The 20844-nt window shown below is 36.7% G+C and carries 16 protein-coding genes; 6 read left to right on the forward strand and 10 right to left on the reverse strand.

Going from position 1 to position 20844, the window contains the following annotated elements; all coding sequences use genetic code 11:
- Positions 1-13: 13 nt before the first annotated feature.
- Entirely contained in the window at positions 14-2317 is a 2304-nt protein-coding gene (locus QOX35_RS00190; RefSeq protein ID WP_283685315.1) for a TonB-dependent receptor, read from the reverse strand.
- Positions 2318-2452: 135 nt separating this feature from the next.
- Here QOX35_RS00190 and trhA point away from each other — a divergent pair, with 135 nt between their 5' ends.
- Entirely contained in the window at positions 2453-3106 is a 654-nt protein-coding gene (gene trhA, locus QOX35_RS00195) for a PAQR family membrane homeostasis protein TrhA (protein WP_135105737.1), read from the forward strand.
- A gap of 3 nt (positions 3107-3109) precedes the next feature.
- On the opposite strand, the gene QOX35_RS00200 is transcribed toward trhA, so the two are convergent.
- The gene (locus QOX35_RS00200; protein ID WP_283685316.1) at positions 3110-5263 is read right to left on the reverse strand and encodes a helix-turn-helix domain-containing protein; all 2154 of its coding nucleotides are present in this window, start codon (positions 5261-5263) and stop codon (positions 3110-3112) included.
- Between the two features lie 76 nt (positions 5264-5339).
- On the opposite strand from QOX35_RS00200, the gene QOX35_RS00205 reads away from it, so the two are divergent.
- The gene (locus QOX35_RS00205) at positions 5340-6407 is read left to right on the forward strand and encodes a DUF6340 family protein (RefSeq protein ID WP_283685317.1); all 1068 of its coding nucleotides are present in this window, start codon (positions 5340-5342) and stop codon (positions 6405-6407) included.
- A gap of 37 nt (positions 6408-6444) precedes the next feature.
- On the opposite strand, the gene argS is transcribed toward QOX35_RS00205, so the two are convergent.
- Both argS and QOX35_RS00215 read right to left on the reverse strand, forming a co-directional pair.
- Entirely contained in the window at positions 6445-8238 is a 1794-nt protein-coding gene (gene argS / locus QOX35_RS00210) for an arginine--tRNA ligase (RefSeq protein ID WP_283685318.1), read from the reverse strand.
- A 126-nt stretch (positions 8239-8364) separates the two neighbouring features.
- Complete coding sequence (locus tag QOX35_RS00215; protein ID WP_006841918.1) at positions 8365-8631, reverse strand: HU family DNA-binding protein; 267 nt, start codon at positions 8629-8631, stop codon at positions 8365-8367.
- Between the two features lie 229 nt (positions 8632-8860).
- On the opposite strand from QOX35_RS00215, the gene QOX35_RS00220 reads away from it, so the two are divergent.
- The 3 genes from QOX35_RS00220 to QOX35_RS00230 are packed head-to-tail and all read left to right on the forward strand — an operon-like array spanning position 8861 to position 11619.
- Positions 8861-9622: a rhomboid family intramembrane serine protease gene (locus QOX35_RS00220; protein ID WP_283685319.1), complete on the forward strand. Its 762-nt coding sequence runs from the start codon at positions 8861-8863 to the stop codon at positions 9620-9622.
- Positions 9597-10481 carry a rhomboid family intramembrane serine protease gene (locus tag QOX35_RS00225; protein ID WP_283685320.1) on the forward strand — a complete coding sequence of 295 codons (885 nt, stop codon included), beginning with the start codon at positions 9597-9599 and terminating at the stop codon, positions 10479-10481. Before QOX35_RS00220 ends, QOX35_RS00225 begins: the two co-directional genes overlap by 26 nt.
- Positions 10465-11619, forward strand: coding sequence for an endonuclease/exonuclease/phosphatase family protein (locus QOX35_RS00230; RefSeq protein WP_283685321.1), 1155 nt, complete (start codon positions 10465-10467; stop codon positions 11617-11619). The genes QOX35_RS00225 and QOX35_RS00230 overlap by 17 nt, the downstream gene beginning before the upstream one ends.
- 87 nt (positions 11620-11706) lie before the next feature.
- Here QOX35_RS00230 and QOX35_RS00235 read toward each other — a convergent pair whose 3' ends face one another.
- The 6 genes from QOX35_RS00235 to dapB form a co-directional block, all read right to left on the reverse strand.
- Positions 11707-12522: a DUF3108 domain-containing protein gene (locus QOX35_RS00235; protein ID WP_283685322.1), complete on the reverse strand. Its 816-nt coding sequence runs from the start codon at positions 12520-12522 to the stop codon at positions 11707-11709.
- A gap of 32 nt (positions 12523-12554) precedes the next feature.
- Complete coding sequence (locus QOX35_RS00240) at positions 12555-14621, reverse strand: Ig-like domain-containing domain (RefSeq protein WP_283685323.1); 2067 nt, start codon at positions 14619-14621, stop codon at positions 12555-12557.
- An 81-nt stretch (positions 14622-14702) separates the two neighbouring features.
- The gene (locus QOX35_RS00245) at positions 14703-15338 is read right to left on the reverse strand and encodes a WbqC family protein (RefSeq protein ID WP_283685324.1); all 636 of its coding nucleotides are present in this window, start codon (positions 15336-15338) and stop codon (positions 14703-14705) included.
- Positions 15339-15345: 7 nt separating this feature from the next.
- Positions 15346-16335: a signal peptidase I gene (gene lepB, locus QOX35_RS00250; RefSeq protein WP_283685325.1), complete on the reverse strand. Its 990-nt coding sequence runs from the start codon at positions 16333-16335 to the stop codon at positions 15346-15348.
- Between the two features lie 24 nt (positions 16336-16359).
- On the reverse strand, positions 16360-17841 hold the full coding sequence (gene lepB / locus QOX35_RS00255) for a signal peptidase I (RefSeq protein WP_283685326.1): 1482 nt from the start codon (positions 17839-17841) through the stop codon (positions 16360-16362).
- Positions 17842-17849: 8 nt separating this feature from the next.
- Entirely contained in the window at positions 17850-18566 is a 717-nt protein-coding gene (gene dapB, locus QOX35_RS00260) for a 4-hydroxy-tetrahydrodipicolinate reductase (protein WP_135105714.1), read from the reverse strand.
- 798 nt (positions 18567-19364) lie between these two features.
- Here dapB and QOX35_RS00265 point away from each other — a divergent pair.
- Positions 19365-20795: a C10 family peptidase gene (locus QOX35_RS00265; RefSeq protein ID WP_283685327.1), complete on the forward strand. Its 1431-nt coding sequence runs from the start codon at positions 19365-19367 to the stop codon at positions 20793-20795.
- The last annotated feature ends 49 nt before the right edge of the window (positions 20796-20844 follow it).

The following is a 20844-nucleotide window of genomic DNA, read 5'->3' on the forward strand; positions in this document are numbered from 1 at the left end:
TGAAGCTACAAAATTACAACTTTATTATCAAAGTTGCACCCCAACGCATAGGTTTTCCTTTCTGAGCAAAATATTTACTATCTGATCCAAACAAAAATGTATTGTAATCACGATCGAGAATATTTTTACCCCAGAATTCTAATGAGAATATATTTTTTTCTAAAGTGAGGTTAGCATTTAGTGTTCCGTAAAATCCTTGCGACATCACATTATCTTCAGCCCAATAAGTTTTTCCGATTCCTGCAAAATTGGTATCGAAGGTTATTCTATCCAGCAATGTATTCTGTTTGAAATCATACGAAACACTGCCGCCGATGCTGAATGTAGAACCGGGAGCAAAAGGAATATGATTGCCTGTATAGTCTTTTACAACTTCTCCCGCACTATTCCTTACTTTATTATCCTTGAACGTAGCATCAGCCAAGCCATAATTCGCATAAAGATAAAAACCTTTACAAGGGCGGGCCTTCAAGCCTATTTCAAAACCTTTACTTTCTGCTTTACCGGCGTTGCTTACCATACGTCCACCCCGGTTGTTTACAAACTGGGTAATCTGTACATCACGTATATCCATATAATATACGGCAAAGTTTGCCTGCAATGAATTTTCTATAATATCAACTTGTCCGCCAAGTTCATAACTCCAGCTATATTCAGGATTATAAGAGATCCGATTGTTAACTGGTGTATCGGCAGATGCAGAATGACCGCCACCCATACTCGGTGGTAGCATACCCATCATTTTAGCTTCGAGGGCTTCTTGCAGAAGATCGGCAAATATCTGAATATTATGTCCTCCTGCTTTGTAGCCACGCGACGCTGAACCATATACAAATGAGTTTTCATTTATCTGATATTTTAATACGGCTTTAGGCAGAAACTCCAAAAAATCTTTGGAATTAGTACCTACAATGGCAGTATCTGCTGCAAAAGACATTGGAGGCATCGGTGAGTTGGGTATCTTCACATCAAAATTCGCGACAGTTTCGGCATTGTAGTCAAGCTTTGTTTTTTCATAGTCGATACGCAAACCTAAAGTAAGAGACAGTCCCTTTGCTTTAAACAAATTATTGAATGTTGACTGATGAAAAGCGGCTAAACCATAAGTCGGACGTTTATATTGTCCATTCAGGTCTATCTGATCATCCGTAAAAGTAATCGGAGCCCCAACAGCGGTTAATGGAGCCTGCAAATACTTCTGAATTCCATCCGACATCATATATACAGGAGGAGTGGTATGCAAGTAGTCATAAAAGCCATATCCGCCAAACGACCATTGATAATCAGAAGGCTTAGTAGATTTTATTGTGACTTCCTGGCTTAGTGAATTTTGTCTTTGTTTCTGATTAATTTGAAACATAGATAATCTTGTATAATCCTGATCCATGTTCATATCATCGTTCAGATACTGATAGCCCGTTGTAGAGTTAATCTCATAGCCCTGACCGGTATAGCGAAGCGCTAACCCGTTTGTCAATAGTTTTCTTTTGTAATAGCTATCAGAATTATAATCAACCTCTTCTGTCTCTATATTGGCATACGGAAATGCGCCCTGATCTACATAGTCGAAACTTACAGAATAGGTAGCAGACAGACGTGGATTAATATCCCAAACAAATTTGGCACGTCCTCCCGCATTTTTCATATCATCAACCTTCTTACCAGTAAAGAGATTCTTAAAATAACCATCATCTTGTTTGTAGTAACCTCCTACAGAAAATCCCATCTTGCTGTTTAGCCGCTGATAATGTGAAGCATTTCCCGAGAGCTGACCGTGATTACCACCCCCTATTTTTATTGTCGTACCCTCATAAGTCAGAGGAGAATAGGTATAAACATTGACAATTCCACCCATCGCATTACGTCCATACAATGTACCTTGTGTTCCCCTTAATACCTCTACACGCTGAATATCAAACAATTCAGAGTCAAACGAAGTTGTATTGAAATAAGGAATATTATCCACATACATACTTACTGTTTGCTCACCCGAACGTGCGCCGACACCTCTTATATAAAGCGGGGCAGTCATTTTAGAACCATAGTCAGCAGCAAAATAATTCGGTACTATCGCACTGAGGTCTTTGATAGAATGCACTTGCAAGCCGTCGAGATTCTTAGGCGAGAAAACCGAGACTGCTGCCGGAAGCGATTTCAAACTATTTGTCTCTTTTGTAGATGAGAGAACAACAATATCATACTTCAATTCTGTATAGAGCGTATCTTTGGGCATTTCACCTTTGCCTAGCACAAATAAGAAAGAGAATAATAAAGATACAGTAAGAAATAATTTTTTAGTAGAGTTATATAATTTCATAGATTCTATTTATAAAAAAAACAAAGAAACATATTTTTATAATATCCTTCAATCACTACTTCTAGTGATTTGGAAACAAATCCTTATCTTGCACAAAATTTCCAAACCTTCCATTTCGAGAAAGAAATTATAAAAATGAGTACAGCTAAATATTATACACGTGGAGAAGAAATCGCAAATACCGTATCTCACGGATTAGGCATACTAATGGGAATTGCAGCGGGTTTCGTACTACTCTCCGCCGCCATCAACAGTGGGAACAATTGGGCTATCGGTAGTGTTATCGGTTATTTGTTCGGGATGCTGGCATCTTATATCACATCCACTTGCTATCACGGATGCACACATGAAAAGCGAAAAAGTCTACTTCGTAAATTCGATCATAGCGCTATCTATTTACATATAGCGGGCACCTATGTTCCTTTTACACTAATCGTGCTTCGCAATGAAAGCGCATGGGGTTGGAGCCTTTTTGCCTTCATCTGTATTGCCGCTATTACAGGGCTGATCATGAGCTTTACCAACTTAAAGAAACATAGCAACTTAGAAACAGTCTGCTTTGTACTGATGGGTGGTGCTATCCTGGTTGCATTTAAGCCTCTTTACGATGTACTATCTCAAACAGGTCAAATCGATGCGCTATATTGGCTCATTGCGGGAGGCGTATCGTATGTGATAGGAGCATTGTTTTATTCGTGGACAAAGAAAAAATACATGCACACTGTCTTTCATGTATTCGTTCTGATGGGAAGTTTATGTCACATCATTGCCATATACACTATTCTATAGGTCTTATCTACCATCAAGATATTTAATGTAATTAATTACCGCTTTTATATCCAGGTATGAGCATTCTTTGGGTAACTTCTCCTTGATTTCCGACAGAGAGGATTTTACTCCCATCTTTTTGATTACAGGAAGCATATATTGCACTTTGTTATCGGGAACTAACTCTAAAACATCCAACTCTCCGGTAAGGATAAAGCTCACAAGATGCCCTTCTACCGTAGTTGGTGAAAGATTTCTGTCTATGGCAATCTCTTTCACCGATTTTCCTTCGGTAAAGAGAGACAATGAGAGTCGGTGGCTATCCCCTTTTTGAGGCTTCACTTTTTCCGATGAAGCTACATTTTCGGAAGGAACTTCTACCTTCGAGAAGATTAATTCCTCAGTTAGGTTAATATTTCCATAGTTGATATGCTCTATGCGTGATAGCAGCTTGAGCAATGTATTGTATACATCGTTGGCTTTATTTAAGTATGCCTTTACTTTCGACTTGGTTTTGAACCTCTCCAAATGCAGCATCAATGGAGAAATAATGCATTCAGAAACATCTTTATGGAAATATACAGCTGCCTTTTGCACTCTATCTTTCAATCTTGTCAGATCAGGATTGGGAGCAGATAATATATAATTCAGCTCTTTTATAAAACTCTGTGCTATCTCTTGCTGCTCAATCGCTTTACTACACATTTGAGCAATCATAGACTGTACCTCTTCTTTTTCAGGGATCTTCTTTTCAGCAGCCAGCTCATTCAATGAATGAAGGCTTCGAATAAAAGGCGTCCAGTCAAAATATCTGACTAATTGCTTCGCACAGTAACGAGGTTTCTCTTTTTGCAGTATTCCGTCCAGATAGACTATATCCTGTTCTTTTTTTGCAAATTCTATAGCATACGGATCGGTACTTATGCTCTGCTGGGTTATAGGAGAATATAGTACAATACCATCCAACGACGTACAACGGCTAAGTGCCACATATACCTGTCCGGCTGCAAAAGCCTGTCCGGCATCAATTATTACCCTATCGAAAGTCAACCCTTGGCTTTTATGAATGGTTATCGCCCAAGCCAAACGTATAGGATATTGTGTGAATGAACCTAATTCCTCCTCCTCTATTTCGCCCGACTCCTCATTCAACGAATAACGGACATTTACCCACGAGTCAGGCTCCAGTTCCATTTCGTCTCCATTTTCGAATCTGACAAGGATATAATCTTCTTTCAATTGCGTCACTGTAGCCAGCTTACCATTATAATATCGACGATTTTCGCCAACATCGTTTTTCACAAACATAACCTGAGCTCCTTCTTTCAACAGAAGCTGACATTCGGTAGGTAAAGAATTTTCAGAAAAATCTCCTTTTATCTCTCCTTTAAAGACATACCCTTTGCCCGGTAGCTGCGTCAGTTCTTCATTGTTAATCCGGTCAGTTTTATAGTTATGAGTACATAGTATAACATAGCTATCACCTTTAGCAGGTCTGAAAGCAGAATTATATTTTTGGTTTAAAATCTGTAAATCTTGTGAAGTGGTACAATTATTCCTCACACGATTGAGGATATCTATAAATCTCTGGTCTTGCTGCCGGTATATCTTTTTTAACTCTATATAAAGCAATGGATAATTATCCAGTACCTGCGCATGAAAGAAGAACGGTGATGGATAGTAATGCTTCAATTGTTCCCATTCTGCGGTTTGTACTACAGGAGGTAGCTGAAACATATCTCCGATAAAAAGTATCTGAACCCCTCCAAATGGCTGCTGATTGTTACGGTACCTGCGAAGCATGTAGTCGATAGCATCCAACATATCGGCACGAAGCATACTTACTTCGTCGATAATCAACAGATCGAGTTCTCGTAGCATCTCTATTTTCGATTTACGAAGCTTGAAGTGATAATCCAGCTTTTTTTTCCCTTCGAAGTTCGGGATAAATGGCTCGAACGGGAGTTGTAGCAATGAATGCAAAGTTACACCTCCCGCATTGATGGCCGCAACACCTGTTGGGGCTGCAACGATCACATTCTTATCTATTGTTTTACGTATATGATGCAAAAAGGTGGTCTTTCCCGTTCCGGCCTTTCCTGTCAGGAAAACCGACTGAGATGTATGTTTGACAATATCACTTGCCAATTCAAAGACCTTGTTGACAGACACATCCATTATTTGGTAATATTTTCAATCGTATTTACAAATATAACTCTTATTTTTGTATCACTAGTTCATAACTTAGACCGCTATGACAAAATATATATTCATCTTTTTTTGTATTATTCTTATTCCCTCTTGCACGGTGACGAACCTTGTTTCAATCGAAGTACGTGAACCTGCACTAATTTCTTTCGAAAACCCTCAACAAAAAAACATTGTGATAGTCAACAATAGTGCTTCACAATCGAGCGAGGGAGTAGAGGCAAACGGAGAGGCTCTTAAAGATTCTTCTGTAATGCCCACAGATACAGCAAAAGCCATATTCACAAGCTCTTTGCGGCAATATCTGAGTGAAGAAAATTATTTCTCGAAAGTAGAACTCTATCCATACCCAACCAATGGCGGTGCAGCAAATGAAGTCAGATCATTATCGGCAAGGAAGGTACAAACGATATGCAAAGAACAAAATGCAGATGTTTTACTTTCACTTGATTTATTCATTGCATCGGCATCATTAGAATCGGTGAATGTAGAATACTTTAATAATTACAGCATCTTGAGTTCACAAATCGGGGTATTACTCAAAGCCTACAGTCTGGATGGCAGTCTACTGGCTCCTCCTATAGCATATGTAGATAGTCTTTTCAGAGAGTCTTCTGTTTCTTGGAATAACATGAAAAACAATATTCCGGAAATCAACGATCTGGTAACCGAGATAACCATGAAGGCAGCCGACGCAGTCACCTCCTCTATTGTTCCTTCGTGGAAAACAGATAACCGTTGGTATTATTCGGATAGCTCTAAAGGGATGAGAGAGGCGACCAAGATGGTTTTAGCCGGAAAATGGCAAGAAGCAGCTGACATTTGGAGTGAATTGTACGATAAGGAGAAGAATACGAACAAAAAAATACGACTTGCATCGAATATAGCTCTGGCCAATGAGAACCTCGATGATATAGAAAATGCATTAGCATGGATCAATATAGCCTACGATCTCTTACCCCAAAAAAGCAATTCAGATCTTGCCTCACAAGTCTTTTTTTATAAGGAAACTCTGACAAAAAGAAATTTAGACAAAAACAAGCTGTATAAGCAATTGGGAATAGATCCTCCGGTGAATGAGGATTATGAAATAGAAAAAGAGGCTACTGAATAAGTAACCTCTTTTTAGTTTTGTTTTTATCGTGCCAGCTTTACATTCTGTCGGGAACTTCAATACCTAAGAGAGACATTCCACTTTTCACTACACGCCCTACGTTATCGGAAAGTATCAGCCTGAAATTCTTCAAATCTGTATTTTCTTCTTTTAGGATAGTATAGTCGTGGTAAAACTGATTGTATTCTTTTACCAAATCATATATATAATTTGCGATCAGAGCCGGATTATATTCATCTCCCGCCTGTTTTACAATTGATGCGTATTCAGCAACTTGTTGCACAAGCCCTTCTTCTTTTACACTTAGCGAGATATCAGCAGAGAGTGTTGTCGGAATAGAGATTCCTTGTTCTGCAGCCTTACGCAGTATCGATTGTATACGTGCATGTGTATATTGAATAAACGGACCTGTATTGCCATTAAAATCAATCGACTCCTTTGGATTGAAAGTCATATTCTTTTTAGGGTCTACTTTCAAGATAAAGTATTTCAGAGCCCCCATACCTACCATACGGGCAATGTTATTAGCCTCTTCTTCACTTACCCCATCAAGCTTACCAAGCTCTTGCGATGTTTCTTTTGCTGTAGCAATCATTTCATCTACCAGATCGTCGGCATCTACAACAGTACCTTCACGCGATTTCATTTTGCCTTCGGGCAATTCCACCATTCCATAAGAGAAATGCACAAGTCCTTTTCCAAACTCAAAGCCTAACTTATCTAAAAGGATAGACAGTACCTGGAAGTGATAATTTTGCTCATTACCTACAACATACACCATTGTATTGATCGGAAAATCATCGAAGCGCAACTTAGCCGTACCTATATCCTGTGTCATATACACAGAAGTACCATCGCTACGGAGCAGCAACTTGTGATCTAATCCATCTGCGGTAAGATCTGCCCATACAGAACCATCCTCTTTCTTATAAAAGATATTCTTTTGCAAACCTTCAAGTACGGTTTCCTTACCGTCTAGATAAGTTTGAGATTCGTAGTATATCTTATCAAAGTCTACGCCCAGACGCTTATATGTTTCGTCAAATCCGGCATAAACCCAACTATTCATATTTTCCCACAACGAAACTACTTCAAGGTCTCCGGCCTCCCAAAGACGAAGCATATTGCGAGCCTCGGCCATCAATGTAGACTGAGCCTCGGCCTCTTCTTTAGACAGACCTTTAGATTGTAGTTCGGCAAGTTCTGCTTTGTAATGTTTATCGAACATTACATAGTAATCACCAACTAGGTGATCACCCTTCTTGCCTGTGGATTCGGGAGTTTCTCCATTTCCCCATTTCTGCCAAGCGAGCATCGATTTACAGATATGGATTCCCCTGTCATTTACTATATTTGTTTTTACAACTCTGTTTCCATTTGCTTTTAACACTTCGGACAGAGCAAATCCCAACAGGTTGTTTCGTATATGCCCCAAATGTAAAGGTTTGTTTGTATTTGGAGATGAATACTCTACCATTACCAAAGGAGAATTATCATCAGCCTTTGTTATGCCATAATTTTCTGCGGTATGAACTTCATTTAACACATCAATCCAGCAAGTAGTAGCAATGGTAAGATTAAGAAATCCTTTGATCACATTAAAGCTACTTACCTCCGATGCATTCGCTTTAAGCCACTCTCCTATCTCCTGCGCTGTTTGCTCAGGTCCTTTCTTCGACATTTTCAGAAAAGGAAATACAACTAAAGTATAGTGACCTTCAAACTCTTTCTTTGTTTTTTGTAAAGAAAGCTGCCCTGCTGTCTCCACTTGTCCATAGAGAGACTCTATGGCATTAATTATTACCTCCTGTAATCTTATCTCTAGCTTCATATATGATTTTGAAAATTACTTATTCAGGTTGCAAAGCTAAGAAAAAAGTACCCTATAAGGTAGTTTTAGGGCATAAAAAAAGTAGGAAAGATTATTCCCTACTTCTTTTTTCTTTTTTTTAATCAATTATAGTGCAGCTAAATCAGCACCAGCTTTAAACTTAACAGTTTTCTTAGCCGGGATATTGATAACAGCTTTAGTTCTAGGGTTAATTCCTTTTCTTGCTGCTTTTTGAGTTACAGAGAATGTACCGAAACCAACTAGGGCTACTTTGCCATCTTTTTTCACTTCTTCTGTTACTGATTCAATAAAGGCTTCAAGAGCTTTTTTAGAATCAACTTTGCTCAATCCTGATTTTTCAGCAATTGCATTGATAAGTTCTGTCTTGTTCATAATAATTGAATGTAAATGATTTAATTAAACATTATATAACCGAATTGTTTTTTGAATACATTTCTAGTTCTGGCACTCAAATATAAGTGTTTTATTTAATAATCATAAAAAAAAATAGGAAAAACTCATTAGAATTCAGAAAATATCTAAACGTAAAGTGATTTTCCTCAAGAAAAACAAAAAATATCTGTAATTTTGGGCTTTTGAAACGAAAAAACAAGATATCAAGATGAATCAAAATAGCTCGGGATTCATGAGTTCGATTCCGGTAGTTACCCGAAATCTCATAATTATCAACTTCTTAGTTTGGATTGCTGATGAATTATTAGGCAGCAGGCTTAATATGAGTAATTATCTTGCTCTGCACTATTTTTCTTCAGAACATTTCATGCCTCACCAGATTATAACCTATATGTTTATGCATGGGAGTTTGGGGCATATATTTTTCAATATGTTTGCTGTATATATGTTTGGCCGCACGCTTGAAATGGTATGGGGACCAAAGAGATATCTGGTCTACTATATGTTGACTGGGATTGGAGCTGCCGCTTTACAAATGCTAATCACATATATCAGAGTTCATTCAATAGAAGCGAACATGTCGGCAGAAGCCATTTCCACAGTATATAATGAAGGAATGGGTATATTGATGAGCAACAGAAACTATACTGATCCTGACATGGGAGCATTAAACTTACTTGTTAACAGCAGTATGGTTGGAGCTTCTGGTGCAGTATTCGGAGTATTGGTTGCTTTTGGTATGTTATTCCCTAACGTTGAGCTGATGATGCTTTTCTTACCTATACCGATAAAAGCAAAATGGTTTGTTATAGGTTATGGTGTGATGGAATTATTCTTAGGTATTGCTGATAGCGCAGGAGATAATGTCGCACACTTTGCGCATTTAGGGGGATTGATCACCGGATTTTTCATAATACTTTACTGGCGTAAGAAAGGAAAAGCAAATGGGCACAATTTTAGAGAATATTAAATATCGATTTAAGCAGAAAGATATACTCATACAGCTTATAATCATTAATATCGCTGTATTCTTGATTCTTTCTGTTATCGGGATTATAGGTAAGTTATTTAAGATTGAAACATTTAACTTATTACCTTACATTGCGGTAACATCAGACCTCACTCTACTGATAAAACGTCCGTGGACATTATTGACCTATATGATTGTCCACCTCGACTTCTTCCATATACTGTTCAATATGCTTATGCTCTTCTGGTTTGGGCAGATATTCCTGAGTTATTTCAATCCTAAAAATCTGGGAAGTCTATATTTGCTGGGAGGTTTGGCGGGTGCTATATTGTATATCATATCATTCAACACGATACCATATTATCTGGAAATGAATCATCCCCCAATGATAGGGGCATCGGCTTCAGTCATGGCTATTATTTTTGCTTCTGCCTTTTACAGGCCAAATGCCGAAGTAAGCCTTTTCATGGTATTCCGTGTAAAGATTATCTATATTGCACTTTTCCTTTTCGTTATTGATTTTATATCGCTAGACAGCAATACAAATCCCGGAGGACATATCGCTCATATAGGAGGAGCCCTGATGGGTTATCTATTTGCTAAACAATACCTGAAAGGGAAAGACATAACCCGATGGATAAACAAAACAATCGACTCTGTTGCTAACCTAACCAAACCAAACTATAAAAAGAAGATGAAGGTTAAATATAAAAGACCTGAAACCGACCAGCAATATAATCAACGTCGCCATAAAGAAACAGAGGAGATAGATCGTATTCTGGACAAAATAAAAGCGTCGGGTTATAGCAGCCTTAGCTCAGACGAAAAAAAACAGCTATTTGATGCGAGTAAAAAATAAATTATCCAAGATTAGAGTTGGTCGATTTATCAAATATACAGTATTCGCTACCAACCTAATCGCTATTATCATACTCATCTTGTCAACTCTTGCATGGTATGTAGTGCCATCTCGAGTTACATTTATTGCTTATCTGGGGCTCGGCTTTCCGATTATCCTATTTATCAACATCCTGTATCTGATACTTTGGGTTATTACCTTCCGATGGAAGTATGCATTGGTTCAGCTGATTGCAATATGTGCATTCTGGCAACCGATATTAACATGCTATCCAATTCACTTTAAAACAAAAGAAAAAGATATCCCTCAGAAGCATATAAAAGTACTCACTTACAATGTGCGTGCTTTCAATTGGGCGAAAGGTGAAGCTGCAAGAAACAATCCTATATTGGAATACTTGATGAACAGCAATGCAGACATAATTTGTTTGCAGGAATTTGCTGTATCGCCTTCCAGCAGTAAGAACAAGAAAAGTATAATATCGGAGGCGGAAATAAAACAAAAGTTGAAAGATTATCCTTATAGCAGGATAATAAAGCTAGGATCATCGCGAGGAAACCTCATATATGGATTAGCCTGCTTTTCAAAATTCCCGATAGAGAAAGCCGAGTCTCTGCCATTAGAAAGTTCATACAATGGATCTGCTATGTATGAATTAAAGATCAATAAGAGAAAGGTAACACTTGTAAATAATCATTTGGAATCGAACCGAATAACATCTGAAGACAAGAAACTATACAAAGAATTCTTCAAAACGAGAGATAGAGAGATGATCGGAGAGGTAGCGATGAATGTACAAACCCGACTTGGAGCAGCTTATAAAATAAGAGAAGCTCAAGCTAAAATAATACGCTCGATCATAGACAAACAGGAAACAGATGCGACTATTGTATGCGGAGATTTTAACGACTCACCTATTTCTTATGCTTATTATACAATCAAAGGAGATAACCTTGTAGACTCTTATGCGAACACCGGTTTTGGACAAGGCATCACCTATCATGAAAACAAATTCTGGTTCCGAATAGATTTCATCATGCACTCCATGGCTTTCCAATCTTATAACTGTACGGTTGACAAGATTAAATATTCCGATCATTATCCGGTTTGGACTTATCTGGCATTTAAAGAAAAATAATTATCGACTTATTCTATTGCGAAACAGAGCATAAAAAAGGTTGATCCGTAAGAACCAACCCCTTGTATTTTATAGAAAATCATATATCTATCTGACTGTCGATACCGGATGTTTATTTCCCTTATAACTCTTTAGAATTGCTCTTGTTGAACCGATATTCAGCTTCGAGTCAAGGCGTACAGGCATACGGTTGTTATCGTTCGTAATATACACCTTCATGGCTTCTTTTTTATCGCTAAAGGCATCATCCATGATACTTAATACAAGTTTTATGCAGCTGTATTTATTTTTATCATTGGCTTCAACGGTTTCTATACCATCGTATTCTATAATCATATTTACCTTTTTCTTTCCCGAGATAAAGTCCGTTTTTGTTGTTTGTCCTTTTCTCATCGAAGAAAAATCTAAAGTTCGAGCATAAAAAACCACACTCATCATATCATATATACACGACGAAGATGTCAAGGTCTCATCAAAACGGAAAGATCCATTTTTGTGGCGCTTAGCCCTTATAATAACATTGTTCCCGGCGTATGTATAGCGTACCTCCTCTTTTGTATAGTCCTTCCCTTCAAATGCATCCTTGACATACGCCAACGGCACAAGGTCTTTGGTTGTATAACACGACAAAGTATCGTTTAGTGCAAATACTTTACGGACAGTCCCCGTAGACTGAGCCATCAATGTCATTTTGTAAGCGTCAGTGCCGTTATACTTTTCCGAAATGGTTTTCAGTGAGGAAGTACCGGCTTTTGTATAAATGATTCCGTATTTGAAATAAAGATCATAAGACAAATCCTCTCCTGCCTGAAAAAATGTATTATTTAATTTACATTGAGCATTTGCGTTCAAGCCGAATAAAGCTGAAAGCATAATTATGATTCCTGTAATTTTTTTCACCATAACTTTTATTTTATAGTTTGCCAAGTTTTTAATTAAAAGCTATTCGTATTGTTATAGCTATTATTAGAACTATTTCTACTCCTACCTGTCGTATTTCCTTGCTGGGTAGTAGTATTATTTTGGTTTCTAGTCCGCTGATTTTTAGCGTCTTTTTCTTCTAGTTTTTTCTTTCGCGCTTCTTTATCCTCGGGTTTCTGTTTCGTTATATCCAACGGTTTCTGACTATCCATGCTATTCGGATTAATCCTCCAAGCCGGGTTATTCTCTTCAATCTCAAAGTTAGCCTTTACTTCGATTGCTTTGCCAAGATAGTAAACCTGCTCGGGTTGAAGTTTCATATCATAATCTCCCGTATCCCAAACCCCATTATTATTTCTGTCGAGAACAATACGGGCATAATATGTTCCGGGATCAACGTCTTTAAAAACCGCAACATTATCTATGACTCTGGATTTACGAATTGGTTTATCCGACTTATCTAAAATTTCCATAAAAGAAGGAATGCTATCTACACCTTCCACCCATATGGCGAGCTGTCCGTACTGATCTTCATTCTTTACCTTAAAGTTCTGTTCCAGCTTATTATTCCACAATCCGTAGATACTATAAATAGTGGCCGAATCTATTCTCATCTGGTATTCTGAGCCATAGGTCCATCTATTCTTGATAGAATATTTTCGTGGATTCACTGAATCTACAACAAGTTGAACAGGAATGTCGCTATATATACTATCTTTCTTCTGACGAAGTACGATTTTACTTATCAGAGAATCTGTTGTAATAGGCTCATTGAATTCTAACTGAATATTTTTATAGGTATCCCACGAAGAATTCAAATTATTATTAATCGTTAAGAAGGTAATTGGGGGCTCTTCTCCCTCTTTAAGCTTTTTCTTCTCTTTCTCCTTTTCTTTTTCTTCTTTCTCTTTATCTTTCTTTCGAGTACGGTCTATAAACTTCAATGTATCCGTTGTTGGGATTAACTGGTTTAAAGAGTCTGTCTTAATATAAGATACACGCAGCATAAGAGTATCATGAGCCATCAGAGCTTTATCTTTCATCCAATAGATTAACGTATCATTCTTGGCTGTTTTTTCTAATATAGCCCAATTCTCTTTGTTAAAATTGAGAGGCTCTACTTCCGGCATTGTTGTTGGTGCACCAAAGAACAGCGAAAGCTGATTTGGTGTACGCTCATGTTTTTGCAGATATTGTCGTTGAAAACCCGATTTAAAAGATCTCAAAACGATATTATCGGGTAAGAAGCGTGTATATTCTACTGTCTTAATCGTATCTATCTCTTTCTTGGGTGCTTGTTTCTGATTCTTTGGAGTTTCAGCTTCATGATCGTGATCATGATCATGCTCTATAAATATGGTATCAGTCCTTAGAGCCCTTTCTGATGTAGGTTCGATTATAGTTTCCATAAAAGCTATCGCTTCAGCAGGATTATCATACATATAATCTCTATTGGCATCAGCCAAAGCGTATATCTTATATTTCCCCGGCGCTACACCCTTAATAGAAAATACCCCGGCACTATTGGTACGCCCGATACGATCAAATTTCAGCTTGGTAAAAGCTGAATCTTCCAAGTTGGCATGTAATCCCACATAAATTCCTTTCACCGGCTCAAGGTTATCTGCGGTTATCACCTTGCCCGAAATTGCTAAAGAGTCAACAACATCTCCTGTAGAAAAAGAATATGAAAAGTTTTCTAAAGGATTCTCCTCATTATTATCTACAATGGCATCTGTAAAATCTACTGTGTAAGTAGTATTCGGCATAAGAGTATCCCGCAATTCTACTGTTACTCGCCTGTTTACGGAGTGTATAATAGGAAAAGCTTTTTGCGGAGGGGTGATAATCACATTCTCCGAAGGATTCTTTATTGTTACATTCTCATCGAAATCTATCGTTATTTTTCCTTTCGCCACACGAGTTGCATTAAAACCCGGCGAACTACGTACCACCTTCGGAGGGTCGAGATCAACCGGTCCTCCTGTTGGCGTAGCCATATTTGCACAGGCTACAGCGATCAAAATAGTGACTACTAAAACAAGTGATAATGAGATATATTTCTTTATGGACTGTACCATGTTTTATTTAATTTAACGCAAAAATACGATGTTTTATAGATAAATAGGTAAATAGGGTTATAAAATACTTTAACAGAATGCTTATCTGTGGAAAGAGTTATTCAAAATCAATTGACTTTCATTTCCCATATTAAAAAGCAAATCCACAATACTCATATTTTCCACGAACCCTAGTTTTTGTTCAAAAACCTGATAATAAGGAATTGACACAAAGGAAGGATCAAGCGACAAATCTTTCTTTGGGTGAATCACATCCCGCATATCGAATTCATAGTCTTCAAATGCCGTCTTATATTCAGAGGTGTATTCTATTACAGGCAATTCTATATTGAGCAAACCCAGAATAAGACCCCGAAGTTCTTCATTAAAATCGAACAGGAAAGAATATTTCTTATGATAAAACGGATAAAAATCATCCTGATAATATTCGAAGAAAGGAGTTGAGTTGTAAGCAGAAACAATCGCATTCCAATGCATATGCTGCCAATTGCCATGATCAGCAATACGAATATCCTTCGTCAATATTTTTTCGGAAGATGAATGAACGACAGGAATAGATAAAGGAATAGGCCCATTAGCCGAAACAATCATACTGCGATTGCGATACGACTGTTTTGTGTAATTCTCATTCTGCTCAATAAATATATGGTCTCCCTGTACAAATTTTGCATAATACTGAATAGGCGCTAAATAAGCCGATGAAAGATATATATTCATTACAGGATCAATTTACAGAAGTTAAACAACGTTCTTTTCTTAAGTTTCCATTATGGGTGCTATACCAGATAAAACGAACTTTGCCTATTATATTCTTAAAAGGGATAAAGCCCAACATCCGAGAATCTAATGCATCTTTCGCATTGTCTGACAACATCCAATAGTAATCGTCTTGAAACGTATAAGTTGTCTGCTCTTTTCCCCCGATGTATAACTTATCATTAATAACATGGGCATTACCTTCCTGCTCTTGTAGTATTAGCTGCTTATACATGTTAATATTCAAGGCATTAACATTTATCACTTTACCCTTCGACGGTACTATCAAATGATAATTTTGAGTTGTATCGGTCTTACAACATATAGACACAGTGGAGTCTTCTATATTTTCATTAATAATAAAAGCTTCTAATTTATTCAGGAGAATACTTATTGTATCTGCTCTATGCTTCAAGCTACGAATAGGAATATTATGCTCTTCCATTATAGCCTGTATATCCTTTAAAGCGAGAATATGCATAGAGTATTCATTCATAAGGTCGGGAGAAGCAATATGACTTATACGATTAAGGGATAGAAGTCCTCTTTCTACTGAAACGGTATCGCCGGGCATTGCAACACAACGGCTGACGATGAGATCCCTTTTATCTAAGGGCTTACCAATATCCATCGGATTGTTGAACAAGACAATATCGTTTCTTTCAATCTTTTTCTCGAGTATTCTTTTGTAAGGAGCTTCTATAGATGTGAGATATGAACGAACTCCAAATATTTTATCAAAAGTAAACGGAATAGTTAATATTGTGATAGGCAAACGAATACCATATGATGTTTTATCAATAAGTACCTGATCACCTTCCAGAAGAGAGGTTTGCATCTGAGATGAGGATATAGTATATGACTCTACAAAAAAAGTTCGTATAAATAACACAATGAGCAAAGTAATCAAAATCACTTTGCCCAAATATGTATAGATATTTTTCTTTTTTGAAGACATTTTTCAATCCCCAATTTTAGCTTATTATTTTTTATTGCCGGATGTGAAAAGTCTGTTCCAGCGTATTCCGTTCTTATCTTTATCCAAAGAGAGCCATATAAACAAAGGTTTACCTACAACATGATCTTCAGGAACAAATCCCCAAACACGCGAATCGGCCGAATTATCTCTGTTGTCTCCCATCATAAAGTAATAATCCAATTTGAATGTATAAGAATCAGCCTGCTGCCCATTAATGTAAACTTTTCCATCACGATAGTCAAAATCGTTTAGTTCATAATTCTTTATACAACGTATATATGTTGCTACCTTACGATCTACATCAGTATCAAACTTAATTGTTTCACCTTTTTTAGGTATCCATAGAGGATGCAAATCTCCGGGTTGTGTTTGCATATCATAAGTGATAGGATAAATAGTAGGCTGTACAAACTTTTGCCCCATTCTATTAGCCAACTTATAAAACTGGTTTAAAGGAATTACTTTTTCTACAAATGGCTTTTGTTTCATTTCCTCCACCATTTCTTTAGTCATATTTACACCGGTATATAAGAGTCCCGGATTTCCATTTTTAGCTTTAGGGAAAATTGCCCTCACATACGAAAGGCTATCTACTTCGCTCAAGTCCTGATACATCCCTATTCTCTTTTTGTCTTCCTGGCTTAAGCCCAAATCATCGAAAGCAGCCGAAGAGATATCTGTCCCATTCGTTTGCACACAATACAACAATTGCATCTTCTCAGGGCTTTGGATTGGTTTGCCATTGATATAAACGGTATCACCTAAAATAGAGATTGTTTCTCCCGGTAATCCTATACAACGTTTTACATAATTTTCGCGTCTGTCTACAGGGCGATAAAGGATGTCTCCGTATGTATTCTTATTTGTCCAAACTTGGCTTCTTCCGGCTTCTTTGCACAAAACATAGTAATCTACCTCCTGAAATTTTGAAGCCACAGTATCTCCCGATGGATAGTTGAAAACAACTATATCATTTCGCTCAATATGTCCTGTCCCCATGAATCGCTTGTATTCTAGCTGAGGTTTTTCAAGATACGACTTAAATCCGAAGAAAGGAAAAGTATGCTGCATCAATGGTAACGAAAACGGGGTCATTGGAGAACGTGCCCCATAACTCAGTTTGCTTACACATAGAAAATCACCGACCAAAAGAGATTTCTCTAAGGATGAAGATGGAATCTGATAGTTTTGGAAAAAGAAAGTATTTATAAAATACACTCCTACCAGTGCAAAAAGAATAGCATCGACCCAATCGAGGATACTCTTCACTTGGCGATTGTTAGATTGTTTCCATCTACCCCAAGGAACAAATTTAGTGATGTATATATCTATAAAAACAGGGATCAGGATCAATACAGCCCAATACCCGGTCCAGATAACAAACGCAACACAGCAAACACTTGCTAGAATGGCATATATCCATTGCTTCATTCCCGGTTTGCGACGTTCTCTTTTATTTTGCTGATTCGAAGAGTTCTTTTCCATATCTTATTTTAAAATTTGAGCATATCACCCATTCCTAAGAATCCTTTTTTACCATTGGTGAATTCGGCAGCCAACACTGCACCAAGAGCAAAACCCACACGGCTTTTAGCATCGTGCTTTATACTTATAATATCTGCTTCAGACTCATATATTATTTCATGTATTCCGGGAACTTCTCCTTCACGAATACAATGTATAGGCAAGTCTGTTTGTTTTTCTTCTACTTCCAGACTCCAACGTTCTTTGCGGTCAACCTCCTTTATAAGATCTTCAGCCAGCGTGATAGCCGTTCCACTCGGTGCATCCAATTTATGGATATGATGTACTTCTTCCATTTTTACTTCATAGCTTGGATAGTTATTCATAATCTTTGCCAAATATTTATTCAGGGCAAAAAAGATATTAACACCAAGACTATAATTAGAAGCATAAAAGAAAGTTTTTCCCTGTTCAGCACAAGCTCTCTTTACTTCGTCCAAATGTTCTAACCACCCTGTTGTTCCTGCAACAACAGCAACACCAACTTCAAAACATTTACGATAATTTTGTATGGCGCTATCAGGTGTAGAAAACTCGATTGCAACATCAGCACTTTTGAATGCCGGAGAATTAAACTCCTCCAGATTGTTCATATCAATGATTGATACAATATTGTGACCTCTTTTCAGGGCTATCTTTTCTATCTCATGCCCCATCTTACCATATCCTATAAGTGCTATATTCATCCCGAGAGTTAATTTAATGAGTAACTAAAGCCTACAAATATACATAAAAACTTATTTCCATGAGATTGGATTTCTAATTTATCCCTGACTATTAGTCTATTTTATGCTAAGGAAATTACAGTTGATAAGAAATATAAACATAAATTATCTATTATTTTCATTTAACTAAATTTCAAGTCGAAAACAATAAACATAATCAAAAAAATAATGTTCTAATAAATATAGGAACTTTATCTGCTTCAACATACTAGGAGCAGGCAATATTGAACTTTACATTTATATATTTTTCTAAAAAGAGGATAACTTTTTTCTAAGGTTATCCTCTTCTCTTTTAAACCACAGAGTTATAGCAGAAAGCCCCCTTCCTTCCTCCAATTGACAGTTAATATGAATTATAAATAAAATTTTAATTAAAATAATAATACATTTTCCACCACAAGCTATAATTTAAAAACACTAAGGATTTTAGAATTTAGTTATAATCATTTTTAACTGCGATAAGAAAAAGGCATAACACTTAGAAGATTGAGAAAGGAATCCCCTCATTATAAGATAATCCACAATATAATAAAAGTCATATTTAAAAGACATTAAATATACACAAAGCTTCTGACATACAAATATCTAACCAGACAACAACTTTAATAAAAGTCATATCAATTTCACTAGATGTTTCAAGTCTCTCTATTTTATATAACTTCGTAACAAAAAACAGGAAAACAATTTTATACTGATATGATATACTCGAGACATTTAACTATTACTAACCTATATTTTAAATTTATGAAAAAATCATTATTGCTAACGTTGTTATTTATATTTATTACATCTTGTTCTGAGGAATTAGAAATCATTAGGTCTGAAAAAGAAAAACAGACTAAAGATCTATCTAATCCCTTATTAATTGATAGAAATACGGCTAAAATAACACCTGAAGATGCTTCCAATATTTCTCTGTTATTTTTTTCTCAAGAAAATAAAGGATTCAAAACAAAATCTCAAAGTTCTTCAAATGTAATTACTGTAAAAGACTCATTAGATAATCCTCTATTCTATATTATAAATTATCAAAGCAACAATGGTTTTATCCTCATTAGTGCTACTAAAAAGTATCAACCCATTCTAGCTTATTCCAATGAAGGAAATTTTGATATAAATAATCTAAATAGTGGCATAGAATTATTTCTCGATTCGTATAAAAAAAATATTAAATATTCTATTAGCAATACATCCGATAGCCTTAGGCTCAAGTATGCTATAGAATGGAGTCTATTTGAGAAACCTTTATCTGAAAAGCAAGAAAAAGCGAATACTTCTACAGACATCAACAGTCTTAGACAAAAGGAAATCGAAAAATGGACAGCTCAAGGATACGATTGTCACAGCTTTGGGGCAGCTCAATATTTGATAAGTCCAGATAAATATCCAGGATTTATGCAGGACATTTGCAATCACACTTATCCAGAATACGATTGTAACAGCGTAAATCTATTACTTATAAAACGTACCTCTGAAAATATAGGTCCATTGATGCGTACGACATGGAATCAGAGAGCTCCGTTCAATGTCGATGCTCCAAATAAACTGGCTGGATGTGTTCCCATCGCTGTCGCTCAAATAGCGAACTATCACCAATGGCCTAATAGCTACAACTGGAACCAGATATCAAGTTATTATGATTCCAACACAGGTTATGGAAGTTCTGAAACATCTAGATTTATAAAGGATGTTCGTAATTACTGCGAAGTAGAATATAAAAGTGACGGCACGGCTTCTAATCATAATAAAGCCGTAAAAGCATTTAACAAACTAGGATATACAGCTATACTAAAAGATTTTGACTTTAACAGTAAGTATGACGTAATTTCTGAAATTAGAGCTAAAAGGCCTATTTACATGGATGGAAAAAGAGATCTAGTTCCTGTTTTCGAAATTCCTTATAATGGACATGCATGGGTTTGTGATGGTTATCAGGCTACAAGCACCCAATATGCTGTAGCTATGCTAAGTAATGATTTGTTTATGCCAAATAAGCCTGGAACTCCAGAATACGTATTCCATAGTGGATTTACAGAAACTACTGGATACTTCCATATGAATTGGGGATGGGGGGCTAGTTATCAAGGCATTAATTATCAAAATGGTTGGTTTTATACAGATAGAGCCAATCCTACTCCAGAGTATAACTATCAATATGGACGTCATTTTATAATAGTTAAAAAGAAATAGAAATGACCTTGAAAACTAAAAAAGACTGTCTAGATTAATCTAGACAGTC

Origin of the sequence: Dysgonomonas sp. Marseille-Q5470, from assembly GCF_951230145.1 — a bacterium.
Classification (GTDB): Bacteria; Bacteroidota; Bacteroidia; order Bacteroidales; family Dysgonomonadaceae; genus Dysgonomonas.

Coding starts and splice junctions, on each gene's coding strand:
- QOX35_RS00245 (WP_283685324.1), bottom strand. CDS start 15,338: ATGAATATATATCTTTCATCGGCTTATTTAGCGCCTATTCAGTATTAT.
- QOX35_RS00200 (WP_283685316.1), bottom strand. CDS start 5,263: ATGGATGTGTCTGTCAACAAGGTCTTTGAATTGGCAAGTGATATTGTC.
- QOX35_RS00230 (WP_283685321.1), top strand. CDS start 10,465: ATGCGAGTAAAAAATAAATTATCCAAGATTAGAGTTGGTCGATTTATC.
- dapB (WP_135105714.1), bottom strand. CDS start 18,566: ATGAATATAGCACTTATAGGATATGGTAAGATGGGGCATGAGATAGAA.
- QOX35_RS00205 (WP_283685317.1), top strand. CDS start 5,340: ATGACAAAATATATATTCATCTTTTTTTGTATTATTCTTATTCCCTCT.
- QOX35_RS00190 (WP_283685315.1), bottom strand. CDS start 2,317: ATGAAATTATATAACTCTACTAAAAAATTATTTCTTACTGTATCTTTA.
- argS (WP_283685318.1), bottom strand. CDS start 8,238: ATGAAGCTAGAGATAAGATTACAGGAGGTAATAATTAATGCCATAGAG.
- QOX35_RS00240 (WP_283685323.1), bottom strand. CDS start 14,621: ATGGTACAGTCCATAAAGAAATATATCTCATTATCACTTGTTTTAGTA.
- trhA (WP_135105737.1), top strand. CDS start 2,453: ATGAGTACAGCTAAATATTATACACGTGGAGAAGAAATCGCAAATACC.
- QOX35_RS00215 (WP_006841918.1), bottom strand. CDS start 8,631: ATGAACAAGACAGAACTTATCAATGCAATTGCTGAAAAATCAGGATTG.
- QOX35_RS00220 (WP_283685319.1), top strand. CDS start 8,861: ATGAATCAAAATAGCTCGGGATTCATGAGTTCGATTCCGGTAGTTACC.
- lepB (WP_283685326.1), bottom strand. CDS start 17,841: ATGGAAAAGAACTCTTCGAATCAGCAAAATAAAAGAGAACGTCGCAAA.
- lepB (WP_283685325.1), bottom strand. CDS start 16,335: ATGTCTTCAAAAAAGAAAAATATCTATACATATTTGGGCAAAGTGATT.
- QOX35_RS00235 (WP_283685322.1), bottom strand. CDS start 12,522: ATGGTGAAAAAAATTACAGGAATCATAATTATGCTTTCAGCTTTATTC.
- QOX35_RS00225 (WP_283685320.1), top strand. CDS start 9,597: ATGGGCACAATTTTAGAGAATATTAAATATCGATTTAAGCAGAAAGAT.